This is a genomic window from Enterobacter sp. PL_is379, assembly GCF_055817355.1.
Genome location: NZ_JBVPGT010000026.1, coordinates 1 through 18558, shown reverse-complemented (window position 1 = coordinate 18558; position 18558 = coordinate 1). Strand labels below are relative to the sequence as shown.

18 protein-coding genes and 2 tRNA genes are annotated in these 18558 nt (G+C 56.8%); 5 read left to right on the top strand and 15 right to left on the bottom strand.

Features of this window, described 5'->3' with window-relative positions; all coding sequences use genetic code 11:
* Nucleotides 1-19: 19 nt before the first annotated feature.
* Nucleotides 20-790, top strand: coding sequence for an amidohydrolase (locus tag AC0TOY_RS08015; RefSeq protein WP_407820550.1), 771 nt, complete (start codon nucleotides 20-22; stop codon nucleotides 788-790).
* 51 nt (nucleotides 791-841) lie between these two features.
* Here AC0TOY_RS08015 and AC0TOY_RS08010 read toward each other — a convergent pair whose 3' ends face one another.
* The 9 genes from AC0TOY_RS08010 to dnaQ form a co-directional block, all read right to left on the bottom strand.
* Nucleotides 842-2443, bottom strand: coding sequence for a gamma-glutamyltransferase family protein (locus AC0TOY_RS08010; protein ID WP_032646956.1), 1602 nt, complete (start codon nucleotides 2441-2443; stop codon nucleotides 842-844).
* Between the two features lie 9 nt (nucleotides 2444-2452).
* Complete coding sequence (locus tag AC0TOY_RS08005; RefSeq protein ID WP_048990101.1) at nucleotides 2453-3328, bottom strand: ABC transporter permease; 876 nt, start codon at nucleotides 3326-3328, stop codon at nucleotides 2453-2455.
* 2 nt (nucleotides 3329-3330) lie between these two features.
* Entirely contained in the window at nucleotides 3331-4272 is a 942-nt protein-coding gene (locus AC0TOY_RS08000; protein WP_015571382.1) for an ABC transporter permease, read from the bottom strand.
* Between the two features lie 18 nt (nucleotides 4273-4290).
* Nucleotides 4291-5805: an ABC transporter substrate-binding protein gene (locus tag AC0TOY_RS07995; protein ID WP_075201592.1), complete on the bottom strand. Its 1515-nt coding sequence runs from the start codon at nucleotides 5803-5805 to the stop codon at nucleotides 4291-4293.
* Between the two features lie 2 nt (nucleotides 5806-5807).
* Complete coding sequence (locus tag AC0TOY_RS07990; protein WP_032646950.1) at nucleotides 5808-6890, bottom strand: ABC transporter ATP-binding protein; 1083 nt, start codon at nucleotides 6888-6890, stop codon at nucleotides 5808-5810.
* Nucleotides 6887-7900, bottom strand: coding sequence for an ABC transporter ATP-binding protein (locus AC0TOY_RS07985; protein ID WP_290094492.1), 1014 nt, complete (start codon nucleotides 7898-7900; stop codon nucleotides 6887-6889). The genes AC0TOY_RS07990 and AC0TOY_RS07985 overlap by 4 nt, the downstream gene beginning before the upstream one ends.
* Nucleotides 7897-8616: a FadR/GntR family transcriptional regulator gene (locus tag AC0TOY_RS07980; protein WP_473721694.1), complete on the bottom strand. Its 720-nt coding sequence runs from the start codon at nucleotides 8614-8616 to the stop codon at nucleotides 7897-7899. The genes AC0TOY_RS07985 and AC0TOY_RS07980 overlap by 4 nt, the downstream gene beginning before the upstream one ends.
* Nucleotides 8617-8995: 379 nt before the next feature.
* Nucleotides 8996-9072: transfer RNA gene (locus AC0TOY_RS07975), tRNA-Asp, on the bottom strand.
* 132 nt (nucleotides 9073-9204) lie between these two features.
* Entirely contained in the window at nucleotides 9205-9936 is a 732-nt protein-coding gene (gene dnaQ / locus AC0TOY_RS07970; protein WP_055726119.1) for a DNA polymerase III subunit epsilon, read from the bottom strand.
* On the opposite strand from dnaQ, the gene rnhA reads away from it, so the two are divergent.
* The gene (gene rnhA / locus AC0TOY_RS07965) at nucleotides 9890-10468 is read left to right on the top strand and encodes a ribonuclease HI (protein WP_175557791.1); all 579 of its coding nucleotides are present in this window, start codon (nucleotides 9890-9892) and stop codon (nucleotides 10466-10468) included. The genes dnaQ and rnhA overlap by 47 nt on opposite strands.
* On the opposite strand, the gene AC0TOY_RS07960 is transcribed toward rnhA, so the two are convergent.
* Nucleotides 10465-11184 (bottom strand): class I SAM-dependent methyltransferase, encoded by a 720-nt coding sequence (locus tag AC0TOY_RS07960; RefSeq protein WP_024909452.1) that lies wholly within the window; start codon nucleotides 11182-11184, stop codon nucleotides 10465-10467. The two genes, rnhA and AC0TOY_RS07960, sit on opposite strands and share 4 nt — an antisense overlap.
* 32 nt (nucleotides 11185-11216) lie before the next feature.
* Between AC0TOY_RS07960 and gloB the strand changes: the two genes are divergently transcribed.
* On the top strand, nucleotides 11217-11975 hold the full coding sequence (gene gloB / locus AC0TOY_RS07955) for a hydroxyacylglutathione hydrolase (protein ID WP_267214414.1): 759 nt from the start codon (nucleotides 11217-11219) through the stop codon (nucleotides 11973-11975).
* Between the two features lie 68 nt (nucleotides 11976-12043).
* A complete protein-coding gene (mltD, locus tag AC0TOY_RS07950) occupies nucleotides 12044-13408 on the top strand; it encodes a murein transglycosylase D (RefSeq protein WP_032645479.1) in 1365 nt (454 codons plus the stop codon).
* Between the two features lie 52 nt (nucleotides 13409-13460).
* Here mltD and AC0TOY_RS07945 read toward each other — a convergent pair whose 3' ends face one another.
* The 3 genes from AC0TOY_RS07945 to AC0TOY_RS07935 all read right to left on the bottom strand — a co-directional run bounded on the left by AC0TOY_RS07945 (nucleotide 13461) and on the right by AC0TOY_RS07935 (nucleotide 16422).
* Nucleotides 13461-14234 carry a class I SAM-dependent methyltransferase gene (locus AC0TOY_RS07945; protein ID WP_420277808.1) on the bottom strand — a complete coding sequence of 258 codons (774 nt, stop codon included), beginning with the start codon at nucleotides 14232-14234 and terminating at the stop codon, nucleotides 13461-13463.
* Between the two features lie 75 nt (nucleotides 14235-14309).
* Nucleotides 14310-15110, bottom strand: coding sequence for an endonuclease/exonuclease/phosphatase family protein (locus AC0TOY_RS07940; RefSeq protein ID WP_473721693.1), 801 nt, complete (start codon nucleotides 15108-15110; stop codon nucleotides 14310-14312).
* A gap of 136 nt (nucleotides 15111-15246) precedes the next feature.
* The gene (locus tag AC0TOY_RS07935) at nucleotides 15247-16422 is read right to left on the bottom strand and encodes an MFS transporter (protein WP_473721692.1); all 1176 of its coding nucleotides are present in this window, start codon (nucleotides 16420-16422) and stop codon (nucleotides 15247-15249) included.
* A 104-nt stretch (nucleotides 16423-16526) separates the two neighbouring features.
* Here AC0TOY_RS07935 and yafC point away from each other — a divergent pair, with 104 nt between their 5' ends.
* Nucleotides 16527-17432, top strand: coding sequence for a DNA-binding transcriptional regulator YafC (yafC, locus tag AC0TOY_RS07930; protein WP_032646938.1), 906 nt, complete (start codon nucleotides 16527-16529; stop codon nucleotides 17430-17432).
* A 29-nt stretch (nucleotides 17433-17461) separates the two neighbouring features.
* On the opposite strand, the gene dkgB is transcribed toward yafC, so the two are convergent.
* Both dkgB and AC0TOY_RS07920 read right to left on the bottom strand, forming a co-directional pair.
* Nucleotides 17462-18265, bottom strand: coding sequence for a 2,5-didehydrogluconate reductase DkgB (gene dkgB / locus AC0TOY_RS07925; protein ID WP_473721691.1), 804 nt, complete (start codon nucleotides 18263-18265; stop codon nucleotides 17462-17464).
* A 160-nt stretch (nucleotides 18266-18425) separates the two neighbouring features.
* Nucleotides 18426-18502 (bottom strand) — tRNA-Asp (locus AC0TOY_RS07920).
* Nucleotides 18503-18558 lie beyond the last annotated feature (56 nt).

The window sequence follows — 18558 nt, the reverse complement described above, 5'->3', positions numbered from 1 at the left end:
CGTTTGAGGAGTCTGAATTGTGCCTGGTCTGAAGATTTCTATTTTGCAGCAACCTTTAGTGTGGATGGATGGCCCCGCCAACCTGCGCCACTTTGATCGTCAACTGGAAGACATTACCGGGCGTGATGTGATTGTCCTGCCGGAAATGTTCACCACCGGCTTCGCCATGGAAGCGGCACAACAGTCAATGCCGCAGGATGAGGTGGTCGCCTGGATGCATGCCAAAGCTCAGCAGACCAACGCGCTGATCGCGGGTAGTGCCGCCCTGCAAACCGAACGCGGGCCGGTGAACCGCTTCCTGCTGGTGGAGCCGGAAGGGAAAGTGCATTTTTACGATAAACGCCACCTGTTCCGCATGGCGGATGAGCATCATCACTATGAAGCAGGTCACGAGCGCGTGGTGTTCGAGTGGCGAGGCTGGCGTATTCTGCCGCTGGTTTGCTACGACCTGCGTTTCCCGGTGTGGTCGCGTAACCGCAACGATTACGACCTGGCGCTGTATGTCGCCAACTGGCCTGCACCGCGCTCCCTGCACTGGCAGTCGCTGCTGGTGGCGCGCGCGATTGAGAACCAGGCGTACGTGGTGGGCTGTAACCGCGTGGGAACGGACGGCAACGGACATCACTATCGCGGCGACAGTCGGGTGGTGAATCCGCAGGGCGAGATCATCGCCACCGCCGAGCCGCACCAGGCGACGCGCATTGATGCGGAGCTGTCGTTAACGGCGCTGAAAGAGTACCGGGAGAAGTTTCCGGCGTGGCAGGATGCGGATCCGTTTAGCATCGGCTGAAATTTTCCCCTCACCCCGCCCCTCTCCCAAAGGGAGAGGGAGGATAAAACATTAACTCACCAGCGCCTGCCCATCCTTGCGGCTTTCCGTCGCGGCCACGTAGTGCCCTTCCGGCAGGCGGTAAATCACCTGCGCACCGCCGAAGTTGTAGTCCTGAAGCGGATCTTCCACCACGATCTGATGCCCGCGCGCGCGCAGGGCGGCAATCGTGTTGCGATCGAACGTCGATTCAACGATCACCTCCCTGCCCTGCACCACGCGCCAGCGCGGGGCGTCGATTGCCGCCTGCGGGTTTTGCCCGTGCAGCATGATGCGCAGCGCCATCTGCATGTGCCCCTGCGCCTGCATCGGGCCGCCCATCACGCCGAAGGACATCAGCGGCTGGCCGTTGCCGTCCATCGCAAAGCCCGGAATGATGGTGTGGAACGGACGCTTGCTGCCCGCCAGCGCGTTCGGGTGATTAGGATCCAGCACAAACCCGCAGCCCCGGTTTTGCAGGCTGATCCCGGTATCCGGCACCACGATGCCTGAACCGAAGCCCATATAGTTGGACTGAATAAACGAGACCATCATCCCGCTGGCATCCGCGGTGCTGATGTAGACCGTGCCGCTCTGCGTCGGGGAACCGTAGACAAAATCAGATGCGCTGTCGTGGTTGATCAGCGCCGCGCGCGACTTCAGGTAATGGTCGCTCAGCAGCTCTTTCGCCGCGAACGCCATGTGCTCTTCGTCCGCCACATAGCGGTCGAGATCCGCCAACGCCAGCTTCATCGCCTCGATGGAGAGATGCAGAGACTGCACGGAATCCGGATGATGCTTCTCAATGCCGCACTGCTCAAGAATGCCGAGCGCAATCAGCGTGGCGATCCCCTGACCGTTAGGCGGCAGCTCCTGCACCGAACCGCCCGCGAAGTCGCGCGACAGCAGCTCGACCCAGTCCACGCGGTGGTTGGCCAGATCTTCAGCCGTCAGGTGCGCGCCATGTTCTTTGGCGAAAGCGGCAATTTTCTGCGCCAGCTCGCCGCGGTAAAAGGCTTCGCCGTTGGTGCGGGCGATCAGCTCCAGCGAGTTCGCCTGCGCCGGGTTGCGGAAGATCTCCCCCACGCGCGGGGCGCGGCCTTCCGGCGCGAAGCAGGCGCTGAAGCCCGGCTGATCTTTCAGCTTGCTATAACCGCGCTGCCAGAGATGCCCAATCAGCGGCGAGACCGGGAAACCGTTGCGCGCATAGTCAATGGCAGGCTGCGCCAGGGTGGTCAGCGGCAGCGTGCCGAAGCGTTCCGCCAGCGCGACCCAGCCGGATACCGCCCCCGGCACGGTCACCGCGTCCCAGCCGATTTCTGGCACCGCTGTTTTACCGGCAAACAGATCTGCATGCCAGCTGGCTGGCGAACGACCGGACGCGTTCAGACCGTGCAGCTTTTCGCCGTCCCAGACGATGGCAAAGGCATCGCTGCCGATCCCGTTGCCGGTCGGCTCGACTACCGTCAGCGCCATCGCGGTGGCAATGGCCGCATCCACGGCATTCCCGCCCAGCTGCAGCATCTTCATGCCCGCCTGCGCCGCCAGCGGCTGAGACGTCGCAACGGCGTTATGGCCCAGCATCGGCGGGCGGCGTGAATCGTAACCGGACGTAAAATCAAGCGCTTTGGTCATCATGACTCCTTAGTCATGGCGCGGATCGAGCGCATCGCGCAGCCCGTCGCCGAGTAAATTAAAGCCCTGCACGGCAAGAAAAATCGCCACGCCGGGGAAAATGGACATCCACGGGGCCTGCTCAAGAAACCCTTTCGCGGTGTTAAGCATGGACCCCCAGGACGGATTGGGCGGCTGCTGCCCCAGCCCCAAAAACGACAGGCTGGCTTCAGCGATAATCGCCGAGGCAATGGCCAGCGTGGCCTGCACCAGGATCGGCGACATCACGTTGGGCAGGACGTATTTAATGATGATCCAGCGATCCGGCAGGCCAATCGCCCGCGCGCCGTCGATATACTCTTCGTTGCGAATGGCGATTACCTGGCCGCGCGTCAGGCGGGCGAAGATCGGCATCGCCGAAAGGCCGATGGCGATCATCGCGTTGGTCAAGCTTGGGCCCAAAAATGCCCCCAGCGCGATCGCCATGATCAGGAACGGACAGGCCAGCAGCGCCTCGATAAAGCGCGAGATCACGCCGTCCCACATCTTCTGGAAGTAGCCCGCCACCAGCCCCAGCGGCACGCCGATAACCACCGCAATCACCACCGACATACAGCCCGCCATCAGCGAGGTGCGAGCCCCCCAGATAATGCGGGATAAGATGTCGCGCCCCAGCTCGTCGGTGCCGAACCAGTACATCGCCGACGGCGCTTTGCGCACCGCCAGGAAGTTGGCTTTCACCGGATCGAACGGGGCGATCCACGGCGCCAGCAGCGCCACCAGCACAAAGAACCCCACCGCCACCGCGCCAATGACCGCGCTTTTATTGCCGAGGAATTTCTTCAGTACCCGGTTCTGCGCGCGCGGCAGCGCGGGCGTAACGGTTTGCGTCGTCAGTTCCGCCATGGTTAACCTCGCATTTTCGGGTTGATAAGGACGTAGAGCACGTCGGCCAGCAGGTTGAGCATCAGGAAGCCGATTGCCACGATCAGCACCACACCCTGCACCACCGCGTAGTCACGGTTGAATACCGAGTCGACGATCATCTTGCCGAAGCCCGGAATGGTGAAAACCTGCTCGGTCAGCACCGCGCCGCCCAGCAGCTCGCCAAACAGCAGCGTGGTGAGGGTAATCACCGGCACCAGCGCGTTGCGAAACGCGTGCTTTAAGATCACCGCCTTCGGCAGCAGCCCCTTAGCGCGCGCGGTGCGGATGTAATCCGCTTTCAGCACGGCAATCATCGAGGCGCGGGTATGGCGCATCAGCGTTGCCGCGAGGCCCGTTCCGAGAACGGACGCGGGCAGCAGCAGCGTACGCAGGTTCTGGATCGGATCTTCACTGAACGGCACGTAGCCGGAGGCGGGTAGCCACTGCAGGTTCACCGAAAAAACCAGAATCAGCAGGATCCCCAGCCAGAAGTGCGGGATCGAGATCCCCGAGATCGCCACGAAGTTCGCCCCGTGATCGACCCAGCTGTTTTTGTTCACAGCCGCGAGGATCCCCATGCTGATGCCAAACACCAGCGCGATAATCATCGCCAGCAGCGACAGCTCCAGCGTGACCGGCAGCTTGCTGGCGATCAGCTGCGTCACCGGCTCGTGCGTGCGTAAGGAGACGCCCAGATCCCCCTGCAGCGCCCGCGTCAGCCAGTGGAAATACTGCACGGGGATCGGCGCATCGAGGTTCAGCTCCGCACGCAGCTGAGCGATGACCGCCGGATCGCGCTCCTCGCCGGCCATGGCGATCAGCGGGTCGCCGGGCAGCAGCTTTTGCAGCCCGAACACCATCATGCTCACCAGCAGTAGCGTCGGGACGGCCAGCAGCAGACGTTTGCAAATCAGTTCCAGCATGGGCTCTCCTCAGGACGGTTATTTCGCCAGCGTCAAACCCGCCAGACGCACGATGCCGTCCGGGTAAGGCTTAAAGCCCTGCACGCTTTTGTTCAGGCCGAAAATGCGCGGCTCGAAGTAGAGGTAGGCAATAGGCATGTCGGTTTGCAGCTGCTTCACCACCTTGTCGTACAGCGGCTGGCGCGCGGCCTGGTCGGTGTTCTGGCGTGCCTGGGTCAGCCATTCGTCAACCTGCGCGTTGCTGTAGCGGCCGTCGTTAAGGGTGCCTTTGCTGTTGATAAAGCCGTAGATGCTGCCGTCCGGATCCGGGCGTCCCGACCAGCCGGAGAAGCTCAGCTGATAGTCACCGCTCTGCTGGCGATCCAGCAGCGTGGCGAATTCGGTCATCTGCAGGTTCAGGGTGAAGCCCGCCTCGGCCACCATCGCCTGCAGCACCTGTCCCACCTGCTGCGAGGTAGGGTTGTTCGGCACCAGCAGGTTGACGGTCAGCGGCGTGGTCACACCGGCGGCTTTCAGCAGCGCTTTGGCTCTGTCGACGTCACGCGGCGGCACCGGCAGGTTGACGTGATACGGGCTGACCGGTGAAAACGCCTGGTTGGCCGGGGTGTAGAGCCCTTCAAAGACCACCTGGTTTAACGCATCGCGGTCGATAGCCTGCGAGAAGGCCTCGCGCACGCGGGCATCCTTAAACGGATCGTTAGCTGGCACCTTGCCGTTGTTGATGTTAAAGGTGATGCCCTGATAGCCCAGGCCCGTTACCTTCGCCAGCGCCAGCTTACTGTCAGCCTCGACGGTTTTCACATCGCTGGCGGCGATGCCTTCGGTCAGGTCGAGATCGCCCGCGCGCAGGTTCGCGAGACGCACGGAGGCATCCGGGATCGGCAGATAGATAATTTTGTCGAAGTGGTAGGCGTCTTTATTCCAGTAGTTGTCGAAGCGGGTCAGAACAATACGGTCCTGGGACACGCGGCTGTCGAATTTATACGGGCCGGAGCAGACCGGATGGGCGGCAAAGTCAGGCTTTTTCGCCGCCTCGGGGGCCATCATCGCGCCCGCGCGGTCGGTGAGCTGCATCAGCAGCGCGGCATCGGGGGTCTTCAGGTGCAGCGCAATCTGCATTGGGCCGGTGACCTCGACCGATTCAACGGAGGAGATCTCGCTTTTACGCAGGGAGCCTTTCAGGGTCAGGGCGCGGTCGAGGTTATATTTTGCCGCGGCGGCATCGAATTTCTCTCCGTCGTGGAAGGTGACGCCTTCGCGCAGATTGAGCGTCAGGGTTTTACCGTCCTCACTCCACGCCCAGTCTTTAGCCAGACCGGGAACAACCTTCAGATTTTCATCCACGTCCACCAGCCTGTCGCACAGGGAGGCAAACACGAAGCGGCCATAGTAGGTGCGCGCCAGATGCGGGTCGAGCATGTCCGGGTCAGCGCCCAGACCGATTCGCAGCACGCTTTCAGAATGGGCGGGCAGCGCCGCGCCAAGCAACATAACACTTCCCAGTACGGTCAAAAGAGAATTACGCATTGTCATTATCATGAGTTCCTTGAAGGAAGGGACGAGTGAGTGGCCGCGTGTTCAAACAGCGCGCGGCGGCGCAGAAAAGCGGCGGATGGCGGTGCAATCTGGATAACGCTGCGATCGCGGTTGATCTCCTGCCAGCGGTGGCAGGCAACCTGACGCCCGCCGTCGAGCACCTGATTGATCGGCTCGACCTGACGGCATTCGTCGGTGACGTACGGGCAGCGGGTGTGGAAACGACAGCCGGACGGCGGGCTGGCTGGGTTGGGCAGATCCCCCTGCAGCAGCGGCGCATCTCGCTCAATGCCCGGCTGCATCTGCGGCGCCGAGGCGATCAGCGCCTGGGTATAGGGATGCAGCGGCGCGTCAAAAATCTCATCCACGGTGGCAAGCTCGACGATTTGCCCAAGATACATGACCGCCACGCGGTCGCTCATATGGCGGATCACCGCCAGGCCGTGGGCGACAATCACCATCGTCAGCCCCAGCTGGTGCTTCAGGCTTTCCAGCAGGTTGACCACCTGCGCCTGAACGGAGACGTCCAGCGCGGATACCGGCTCATCACCCAGCAGCAGCTTCGGTCCCGAGGCCAGCGCGCGCGCAATGCCGATACGCTGGCGCTGCCCGCCGGAAAACTCGTGCGGATATCGGCCGGCCCAGGCGGCGGGCAGGCCTACAGTCTTGAGCAACTCGGCAACGCGGTACTGGCGATCCGCTTTTTTCATGTTCTGATGCAGCCACAGCGGCTCGCCGACGATCTGCTCCACCGTCATGCGCGGGTTGAGCGAGGCGAAGGGATCCTGAAAGATGATCTGCAGCTCGCGCCGGAGCTGATTGAGGCGCGCCCCCGAGGCATGCGTGATCTCTTCCCCCTGGTAAAACACGCGCCCTTCGCTGGCGGCCAGCAGGCGCAGCAGCAGACGGCCAAGCGTGGATTTTCCGGAACCGGACTCGCCGACGATCGCCAGCGTTTCGCCCGGCATCACGGCAAGCGAAACGCGATCGACCGCCGTGACAAACCGTGCCGGAGTAAAGAGTTTTTTCGGGCCGGGGAAAAGCTTGCTGAGGTCACGGGCTTCAAGAATGGGCGTGGTCATGCTATTTCTCCCAGGGCAATGTGCTGTTCGAGCGGCACGCGGAAGCAGGCGACCTGATGGCCCGCGCCGAGCGTGGTGAGCTGCGGTTTTTCAGCGTGGCAGCGCGTCTGCGCAAACGGGCAGCGCGTCGCGAAACGGCAGCCCTTCGGCATGGATTCCGGGAGCGGGACCGCGCCGGGAATGGTGGAGAGCTGGCCCTTACGTGCGCCCAGCGAGGGGATCGAGCCCATCAGGCCGATGGTGTACGGGTGCTGCGGATCGGCAAAAATAGCCTCCACGCTCCCCTGCTCCACCACCTGCCCGGCATACATCACGGCGACCTGCTGGGCTACTTCTGCCACCACGCCTAAATCGTGGGTGATCATCAGCACCGCCGTGCCGGTTTCCTCTTTTAAGGCGTTGAGCAAGGCAAGGATTTGCGCCTGGATGGTGACGTCGAGCGCGGTGGTGGGCTCGTCAGCAATCAGCAGTTTGGGACGGTTAATCAGCGCCATCGCAATCATCACGCGCTGGCGCATGCCGCCGGAAAGCTGGTGGGGATACGCTTTCAGGCGCATCTCAGCCGCCGGGATCTGCACCTTCTCGAGGATCTGCAGCGCGACCTTCATCGCCTCTGCGCGCGAGACGTTCTGGTGTCGTATAACCGCTTCGCTAAGCTGATCGCCCAGCGTAAACGCCGGATTGAGCGAGGTCATCGGCTCCTGAAAAATCATCGCCAGCTCGCTGCCGCGCAGATCGGCATATTCCCGCGGTGAGAGCTTTAGCAGGTCGTGGCGGCGAAACTGCATCTCCCCGCTGACGATCCGCGCGCTGGGGGGCAGTAACCCCATCAGCGCCAGTGAGGTGATACTTTTCCCGCAGCCGGACTCCCCCACCAGCGCGAGCGTTTCGCCTGCCCTAACGGTCAGAGAAATACCATCAAGCACGCTAACCGGCGAGCCAGCAAACGTAACGTTGAGGTTTTGCACTCGCAATACGGGCGTGGCGTCCTTAAAGGGTATTGTCGTCATGGCGTGAAGTCGTCCTCGAGGTGGATCGCCTGAATCAGGGCGGCTTGCAGGCTGAGCAGGTGTTCGCGCATGGCGGCCGCGGCTTCATTAGGCTGGCGATGGATAATCGCAGCCATGATCTTGTGGTGGTGGTCGTTATAGCTGTCGACACGTTCGGGGGTGCGTGCCAGCTCGCGAAGATGCTGCCAGCCCGGTTCACGCCGCACGGCATCAATCGCATCAAACAGGCCGAGCATCAGACGGTTGCCCGCCGCCTCGGCAATCGCCCGGTGAAAGGCGCTATCCCACAGTTCGTTGAGATCGCGGTCATCCGGGCTGACCTTATCGATGCGTTCCAGCATGCGCTGCATGAGCGCGAGGTTTTCCCTGGTGGCACGCAGTGCCGCAAGCCGGGCTAAGCCGGGTTCGAGCTGTAGACGAGCTTCCATCACTTCCAGAAGGTTGGTCTGCTGAACCAATCCCTGAAGGGCCAGCGGTTCAACAGGTGCCGCCGGACCAATAAAGGTCCCTTTGCCCTGCTTACGCCAGATGCGCCCCTCTTCTTCCAGCACGTCCAGCGCACGACGCACTTCACGTCGCCCTACGCCGAGAGTGTCCGACAGCTCACGTTCCGTGGGCAGCGGTATGCCTGGTGTTGACTCATGCTGGTTGATTAGCCCGCGCAGCTGCTCAAGCGCGGTGCTGGAATTGGCCAGAAACCGTGACGGTTTTTCCATATTGGTTCGCTCGCTTTCATCATAATTTTATTTTTATTAACGATAAGTTATTGATATGGAATGAAGCTTATCGTGCTAATGATTAAGCAATAACCAAACCAATATGCAATTGGTTCGGTGTTTTTTTGGAAAGCGGAAGATAACCAAATGATTCTGCGTGAATTATTTTTACAGAAAGACACATTCTGACTGAGGTCTGAAGAGAGGTTCGGTGGTTAAATGCACAATACCAGTGCAGATAACGCACTATATTTGTGCAATTGTTAATTAATTGCACCATATATATTAACTTTTTGTTAACGATAGTTGAGGGGATGAGATTACAGAATGCTGAAACGACGAAGGCCTGAATCATTTCTGATTCAGGCCTTCTGAATAGTGGCGGAACGGACGGGACTCGAACCCGCGACCCCCTGCGTGACAGGCAGGTATTCTAACCGACTGAACTACCGCTCCACTGTTCCCGTTTGGGGAACGAGGCGCATATTACGGTGCGCCTCCGATCTCGTCAACGCTTTTTCTCGCGTTTTGAATCGTTTGCTGCAAAAATCGCCCAAACGATGATTTTACAGGCATTCCGGCGTTTTTTCAGGCGCGCCACATACAGCTACCGCCCTTCTTCTGGACCAGATCAAGCCGGGATTCGTGGTTATGAAGCTCTTCATCACTGGCTAAAACAACCCGCAACCGGCTTGCCTGACGGACAACACGCTGAATGCCCGCTTCGCCTTGCGTCTGCTGGGATTCATTTTCCATACTGAACTTCATTGAGGTCTGCCCGCCGGTCATCGTCAGATAGACATCCGCCAGGATCTGGGCATCGAGCAACGCCCCGTGGAGCGTTCGTTTGGTATTGTCTATCTCGTAGCGCGAGCAGAGCGCATCCAGGCTGTTACGCTTGCCGGGAAACATCTTCCTTGCCAGCGCCAGGCTGTCCGTCACCTTACAGAAGGTATTCGTCTTCGGGATATCACGATTAAGCTTGCTGAATTCATAATCCATAAAGCCGATATCGAACGAGGCGTTATGGATGACAAGCTCGGCACCCTTGATATATTCCAGGAACTCGTCAGCGACATCAGCAAACGTCGGCTTATCCAGCAAGAACTCATCGGCAATCCCGTGAACGCCGAACGCTTCCGGATCCACCAGCCGATCGGGTTTGAGGTAGACGTGGAAGTTGTTCCCCGTAAGACGACGGTTCACCACTTCAACGGCGCCGATCTCGATGATCTTATGCCCTTCGTAGTGCGCGCCGATCTGGTTCATACCGGTGGTTTCGGTATCGAGGACAATCTGGCGAGTAATTGCAGTGCTCATAGCGGTCATTTATGTCAGACTTATCGTTTTACTGAACGTTTCGAATACAGGAAGTCTACCAGAGATGCGTAAACAGGTAGAAATTTTCACCGATGGATCTTGTCTCGGTAACCCAGGACCCGGCGGTTACGGCGCGATTATGCGCTATCGCCAGCACGAAAAAACTTTTAGCGAAGGCTATTTTCTGACCACCAACAACCGGATGGAGTTGATGGCGGCCATCGTGGCGCTGGAGGCGTTAAAAGAACATTGTGACGTGGTGTTAAGCACCGACAGTCAGTACGTGCGCCAGGGGATTACCCAGTGGATCCATAACTGGAAAAAACGCGGCTGGAAAACCGCCGATAAGAAACCGGTCAAGAACGTCGATCTCTGGAAACGTCTTGATGCTGCGCTGGGCCAGCACCAGATTAAGTGGGAGTGGGTTAAAGGCCACGCAGGCCACCCGGAAAACGAACGCTGCGACGAACTGGCGCGTGCTGCGGCATCCAATCCCGCTCATGAAGATGCGGGCTATCAGCCCGACGTTTAATCGGTTTTTTTGTACTGCCGCGTGGCACCGACGGTCTGGCGGATGGGCGTTTTCGACTTGCTCTGCTTCATGGGGTTAAGCGTAAGGGGAATGGTTCGCTTACGCGCGACGATAAACTGCAAACAGCCCAACGCGGGGAGGTGGGTACTCAGTACAACGCCCCCCTGCCGCGCCCAGGGCAGCACCTGAAAACCACCGTAGCAGAGCACTTCAAAGTTCAGCAGCGAAAGCCAGTCGAGCTGGCGCATCATGGTGAACATCCGGCTGTTGTAAGGTGGGGCCCGGCGTAGTACCGGTACCAGCTTACGCAGGCCCATCAGGCTTAGCGGATTAAATCCGCTCAGTACCAGCCAGCCGTCATCAATCAGCACACGATCGGCTTCGCGAAGCAGACGATGCGGATCGCTGCACCAGGGCAGCGTGTGGGCGAGCAAACAGGCATCAACGGATTTCTCTGCAAACGGCAGATGCAACGGGTCTGCCTTCACCTGAACCGGCGCTCCGCCGAGAGAGACGTTGACCTGATGCGAGATAGCGCAGCTTTCGGTATTGATTTCCGCGCTGAGATTGCCAATCTTAAGCAGGTGAAAGCCATACATCTTCGCAAGCCAGGGCTTCAGCTGTTGTTCTAACGCTTCGCGATAGTATTCACCCCAGGGCAATTCCGCCCAACGTTCCGGTGCTGCGACAGTCTGAGGTATCCTTGCCGGTTTCATCAAAACACCCGCCACGCTATAAGAGGTAATGTATGAATCTTATCAGTATTCCAGCCTTTGAGGACAATTACATCTGGGTTTTGGTTGACGACGATCGCCGATGCGTCATTGTCGATCCCGGAGAATCCTCCCCCGTTCTGCGCGCAATAAAAGAGAACGGCTGGCAGCCGGAAGCCATTCTGTTGACGCATCACCATCACGATCATACTGGCGGCGTGCCTGAACTGCGCGCTCATTTTCCGCATCTGGTGGTTTACGGACCGGCGGAGGCACAAGATAAGGGCGTCACGCAAGTAGTCGAAGAAGGCGAAACTATCCTCATACGCGAGTGGGAGTTTTCCGTATTTGCTACACCAGGTCACACTTTGGGACATCTGTGTTTCTACAGTAAACCTTATCTTTTTTGCGGCGACACGTTGTTCTCCGGAGGCTGCGGAAGACTGTTTGAAGGTACACCAGCTCAAATGCACCAGTCTTTACAGAAGATTAATGCGTTACCCGATGACACCATTATTTGTTGCGCCCATGAGTATACATTAGGAAATATGAAGTTTGCCGTGAGCCTCTTACCCGAGGATCGGGCGATTCAGGATTATTATCACAAAGTGAAGGAGTTACGTGCAAAAGACCAAAAAACACTACCCGTAATTCTGAAAAACGAGCGCCAAATTAATTTATTTTTACGAACAGATGATATTGATTTAATTAATAAAATTAACCAAGAAACAAATTTGCAACAACCAGAACAGCGATTTGCATGGTTAAGGTCAAAGAAAGATAACTTCAGATAATTGCGGGTTGCCTTTTCAAAATTTCGCCGTTATTATCGCTCGTCTTTTAAGCAACTATTGACACACACATGAAGGCAAAAGCGATATTACTCGCCTCTGTCCTGCTTGTAGGTTGCCAGTCGCAGAACGGCAGCAACGTACAACAGCACGCACAGAGCCTTTCTGCAGCTGGTCAAGGGGAAGCAGGGAAGTTTGCAAGTTCGGCGCGCTGGATGGACGATGGAACATCTTTCGCGCAGGATCAAGACTTGTGGACCTCTATTGGCGACGAGCTAAAGATGGGAATTCCGGAAAATACCCGGATTCGCGAACAGAAACAGAAGTATTTAAGTAATAAGAGCTATCTCCACGATGTAACGTTACGGGCAGAGCCGTATATGTACTGGATAGCCGGGCAAGTTAAGAAACGTAACATGCCTATGGAGCTGGTACTCCTACCCATAGTGGAGAGCGCTTTTGACCCACACGCGACGTCTGGCGCCAATGCCGCAGGCATTTGGCAGATCATTCCGAGCACCGGGCGAAACTATGGTCTGAAACAGACCCGCAACTATGATGCGCGTCGCGATGTTGTCGCTTCAACGACAGCCGCTCTCGACATGATGCAACGTCTGAACAAGATGTTTGACGGTGACTGGCTGTTAACGGTCGCAGCGTACAATAGCGGCGAAGGTCGTGTACTGAAGGCAATGAAAGCGAATAAAGCACGGGGTAAATCCACCGATTTTTGGTCGCTCTCACTGCCACAGGAAACAAAGATTTACGTACCGAAAATGCTGGCATTGAGCGATATTCTCAAGAACAGCAAGCGTTACGGTGTACAACTGCCAACACCAGACGAAAGTCGTGCACTGGCGCGTGTTCGCCTCAGCAATCCGGTTGATATTCAACAGGTTGCTGATATGACGGGTATGTCGGTAAGTAAATTGAAAACCTTTAATGCTGGCGTTAAAGGCTCAACCCTGGGGGCAAGTGGCCCGCAGTATGTAATGGTTCCGCAGAAACATGCTGAGCAGTTACGTGAGTCTTTAGCTTCGGGTGAAATCGCCGCCGTTCAGTCAACGCTGATCGCGGATGTCTCATCAGTTAACAGCCGCAGTTATAAGGTTCGTTCAGGTGATACGCTTTCGGGCATTGCGTCACGTCTTGGCGTGAATGCGAAAGATCTGCAGCAGTGGAATAACCTGCGCAGTTCAGGCCTGAAAGTGGGTCAGACTCTGACGGTAGGTGCAGGTAGCAGCGCACAGCGTCTCGCCAGCAACAGCGATAGCATTACCTATCGCGTGCGCAAGGGCGATTCACTGTCCAGTATCGCAAAACGACACGGCGTGAACATCAAGGATGTGATGCGCTGGAACAATGATACTGACAATCTGAAACCTGGCGACCAGCTGACGCTGTTTGTGAAGAACAGCGCGACGCCAGACTCCTGATAGCACGATCGAAAGATAAAAAGGCACCGATTCCCCTCGGTGCCTTTTTTGTTTATCCCGCTTTTTGCGCTTCAGCCATGATGGTATCGCTGGTAAACGAGCCATCGTCCTGCAGTTCAAAGTATGCCTTTACCTCTGCGGACGCACTCTCCTGATACAGCCTGATTGCCTGGCTTAATGCTTCCGGGGTGCGCATACGCGCGATCCACGAGCTGAACTCAAGCGGTAAGCGGTCTGTAATCAACGCACGCGCGATCAGTCCCGCTTCAGTGATGAATGACAACCACTCTCCGCCGGCGTAGTTTTGCACGTGCGAGGTATCGCGCAGCGCTTCGACCGTCTGCAGCCAGATATTGCGCACCGGATGTCCAGGGGACATCACATCCATAATAATGAAGATGCCGCCCGGCTTCAGAACACGTTTGACTTCGCGTAATGCCTGGCCGACATCATGCCAGTGGTGCGCGGAGTAACGGCTGATAACCACCTCAAACGACGCATCATCGAAAGGTAAGGATTCGGCATAGCCCTGGCGCGTATCAATGTTGTCCAGCCCCTTCGCTTTCGCCGCCTCGGCAACGACGTCCAGCATCTGGCTGGATAAGTCATACGCGGTAACGTGCGCGACATGCTGTGCAGCCGTAAAGCTGGCATGCCCTGCCCCGCAGCCTAAATCCAGCACGTGGGCCTGCGGGAATGCCGCCAGACGTTCACCGAGACGCACCAGATCGCGGCCAGAAGCATGTACGGCGCTGCTCAGATAGGCACTTGCCTGAGAACCAAACTGTTTTTCTACGTTGTCATGTTGGGAGTGTGTTGTTGTCATCGTACTGTCCTTTGTGAGTGAAAAATAAAGGGCAGCACCCGCGCAGGCCTGCCCCACGGCAGACCTGACACACCATTATTTATCAGGTTTGCCGGGACTGAATTCGACTAGTAGAGGGTTATGATCCGAGGCGCGCGTCACCAGAACAGAGGCGTCATGCACGCTCAAACCACGATAGAAGACAAAGTCGAGAGGACGACCAAAGGCTTTTTTGCGCTGGTCATCGCTAAAACGAACTTCACGCAGCGACATTTCGCGCGCAAAGCGATACAGCGCATTCATGCGTGGACGGCTCCAGGCATTGAAATCGCCTGCCATAATAATGGGTCCGCTGTGATGCGCTATCTGATCGCCAATGGGAAGTAACTGCTTACTGTAGACATCCACGCCCAGGCTGAAGTTTACCGCGTGGATATTCACGACCATCAACATACGGGTATCCGGCAGCAGATAGACCGTCACCAGCGCCGATTTTGCCAGACGCAGAATAGGTTCACGTTCGCGCAGAGGACAGCAATAGACGGGATGTGCTGCTGAAAGCGTCATCACGCCTGAGGGGTGTTGTGGCAGAACAAATGCAGGCACCTGGTCGGCGGCAAGATAGTTCGTGGTGGCAAACCGGACCAGCTCAGGGGTGGTTTGCGCCTCCTGGAGCAGAACCAGATGGGCATCTTTGCCAAAATTCTTGAGGACCGATAACCACTCTGCACGCTGCTGCTTAAAGATATTCCACACCAGTACACGGATTTTTTCATCGCTGCTTAACGGAGTGCCGGCGGGTAATGCCTGGCTTATGCTCGCAAATGACCCCGGAGGCAAGATCCTCTCCGCGGGCATTCCGGCAACATAACGCATGGCATAGGTATTTTTTCGCACTTTTGGAAACAGCCTCTGTAACATGAACCAGCCCGGAAAACGGACTGGTTCTAATGTTATAGGGACTTTAGGTCATACTTTCAACGCAATTTCTGAGAAACCGCTTTCCAGTTTTGTAAGCAAGCACTTACTGATTTTATCCCAGCGCGACACGAGCGGGTTTATCAAGACGTCCACTCTGGCCAATCAACAGGAAGGCGACCAGGACAATCACCGCACCAATCCACGGGGTCTGGGTTAATCCAACATGCGCTACGGTTTGTCCGCCAATGATGGAGCCCAGCGCGATGCCGATATTAAATGCGGCAATGTTCAGACCCGATGCCACATCCACCGCATTTGGCGTATAGAGCTCGGCTTTCTGGACAACGTAAACCTGAAGACCAGGCACATTACCAAAGGCAAAGATCCCCATGACCAGCACCGTGACCAGCGCGGCGTAGTGTAGCGAAGCCGTGAACTGGAAAATCATCAGCAGAACAACCAGGGCGGCGAAGATGAATTTCAGCGCCGGTACCGCACCATGCTTATCCGCAAGCTTGCCGCCCCAGATATTGCCAATCGCAACGGAGATACCATATCCCAGCAAAATCCAGCTCACGGCATTGGGGGAGAAGCCTGCCAGGTCCTGCATCATCGGTGCAAGGAAGGTGAAGGCGGTGAATACGCCGCCATAGCCCAGCGCCGTGACCGCGTAGATGATCAGCAAACGCGGATGCGTGAGCACCTTCAGCTGATCGCGCAGGCTGGCGCTGGCCCGGCCAGGAATATTCGACGGTACCAGCAGCAGGCTGGTCACCAGGGCAATGACGCCCAGTAAGGAGACGGCCAGGAACGTTTCACGCCAGCCGAAGTGCTGTCCGATAAACGTGCCCAGCGGTACGCCCGTAACAAGAGCGACGGTCAGCCCACCGAACATGATCGCAATGGCAGACGCCGCTTTCTCCTTGGGTACCAGGCTGGTTGCAATAGTAGAACCAATCGAGAAGAACACCCCGTGTGCAAGGCCGGTCAACAGACGAGCGATGACCAGCGTGGTGTAGTCCGGTGCCTGCCAGGCCAACACGTTGCCGGCGGTGAACAGCACCATCAGCGCGACTAACAGCTGCTTACGCGGAAAACGTCCGGTCAGGGCCGTCAGCACGGGCGCACCGACGGCGACGCCCAGGGCGTAGATGGACACCAGCAGCCCGGCGGAGGGCAACGAGATCGCAAGCTGGTTAGCAATAGTGGGAACCAGCCCCACGATAACAAATTCGGTCGTGCCAATTGCAAAGGCACTGATCGTCAGGGCAAGAAGCGCCAGTGGCATAAAATACTCCGTATCATCAGGATTAAGATGACAGGCAGTATGCGCCAGTGCTTAAATAACAAAAATGGTCAAAATATCAATAGAATTTTGCAGGTGGTGCAACAATGAAAGCAACGTCAGAAGAGCTGACAATCTTTGTCGCCGTCGTCGAAAGCGGCAGCTTTAGCCGCGCGGCCGAACAGCTGGGACAGGCTAACTCAGCCATTAGCCGCTCGGTAAAAAAGCTGGAGATGAAGCTTGGGGTGAGTCTGCTCAACCGAACGACGCGTCAACTGAGCCTGACGGAAGAAGGAGAGCGTTATTTTCGCCGCGTGCAGTCGGTACTGCAGGAGATGGCTGCAGCGGAGACGGAGATTATGGAGACCCGCAGCACGCCGCGTGGGTTACTGCGCATTGATGCGGCCACGCCGGTGGTGCTTCACTTTCTGATGCCGCTGATTAAACCTTTCCGCGAACGTTATCCGGAGATGACGCTCTCGCTGGTCTCCTCAGAGACGTTTATCAACCTCATCGAGCGTAAAGTGGATGTGGCTATCCGGGCAGGAACCCTGACCGATTCAAGCTTGCGTGCCCGCCCTCTGTTTGCCAGCTACCGCAAAATTATCGCATCACCAGAGTATATTGCTGAACATGGTAAACCGGAGACGGTTGAAGAACTGAAGCAGCATCTGTGCCTGGGCTTTACGGAGCCGGTGTCGCTGAACACCTGGCCTGTCGCCTGTCATGATGGTCAACTTCATGAAATTACCTGCGGATTATCCTCAAACAGCGGGGAAACGCTGAAGCAGCTGTGCCTTACCGGGAATGGCATCGCCTGTTTATCGGATTACATGATTGATAAAGAAATTGCGCGCGGTGAACTTGTGGAGTTAATGGCCGATAAGCGTCTGCCGGTCGAGATGCCTTTTAGTGCGGTCTATTACAGTGACAGAGCGGTGAGCACGCGCATACGGGCCTTTATTGACTTCCTGAGTGAACATATAAAAACAGCTCCCGGAGGAGCTGTGTGAAGGTTCAGGTTACAGAGGGTGGGTAAAACTTAATCCCAGTGAGGGGCTAAGCCTTCCGGGCTGACCAGGCGATCGTTGCACTCCAGGGCTTCGATCGCTTTTTTATCGTCAGCATCCAGATGAAGATTTGTTGCTAACAGGTTGCTGGCCAGGTTTTCACGCTTAGTTGATGATGGGATCACGGCATAACCTTCCCCCATTGCCCATGCCAGAATCACCTGCGCAGCAGTCGCGTTATGTTTCTCAGCGATACGCGTAATCACTTCATCTTTCAGCGCCTTACCATAGGCCAGCGTCATGTATGAGGTGATGTGGATCCCGTGCTGTTTTGCCCAGTCCACGACTTTGCGGTTTTGCAGGTATGGAGACAGTTCAATCTGGTTGGTCGCAATATTTTCTGCACCAACAGCAGCAATGGCTTTTTCCATCAGCGGAATGGTGAAGTTGGAGATCCCAATTTCGCGGGTTAAGCCCTGCTTTTTCGCTTCCAGCAGCGCCTGCATGAATTCTTCTACGGAGACGGCATCGTTTGGTGATGGCCAGTGGATCAGCGTCAGATCGACGTAGTCAGTACGCAGTTTTTTCAGGCTCTCTTTCAGGCTAGGGATAAGCTTGTCTTTGCTGAGATTCTCAATCCAGATTTTCGTGGTAATGAACAGCTCATTACGCGGTACACCGCTCTCTTCGAGAGCTTGTCCAACGGCAGCTTCGTTTTCATAGATCTGTGCCGTATCAACTGCGCGATAGCCCAGTTCGAGTGCGGTTTTAACTGATGCGATAACAACGTCGTCTTTCAGGCGGAAAGTGCCAAGACCAAATGCAGGGAGAGTCATAATATTCCTCAATCGTTATGTTCGTAAACTGAGGACGATTATCGCTGGCGGTGTTATAGAGAAAAAGATCGCAAAACGCAGAGGATTTTTGCTAATTTCGCAATAATTAAACGTCAGATAAGAAAAAAGCCCTGAGCGTTAGCTCAGGGCTTTTAATAAGTGGCGGAACGGACGGGACTCGAACCCGCGACCCCCTGCGTGACAGGCAGGTATTCTAACCGACTGAACTACCGCTCCACCGAAGACTGCTTGTAACCACCGGATTTATGCACCGGCTTACTACTTAATTTGAT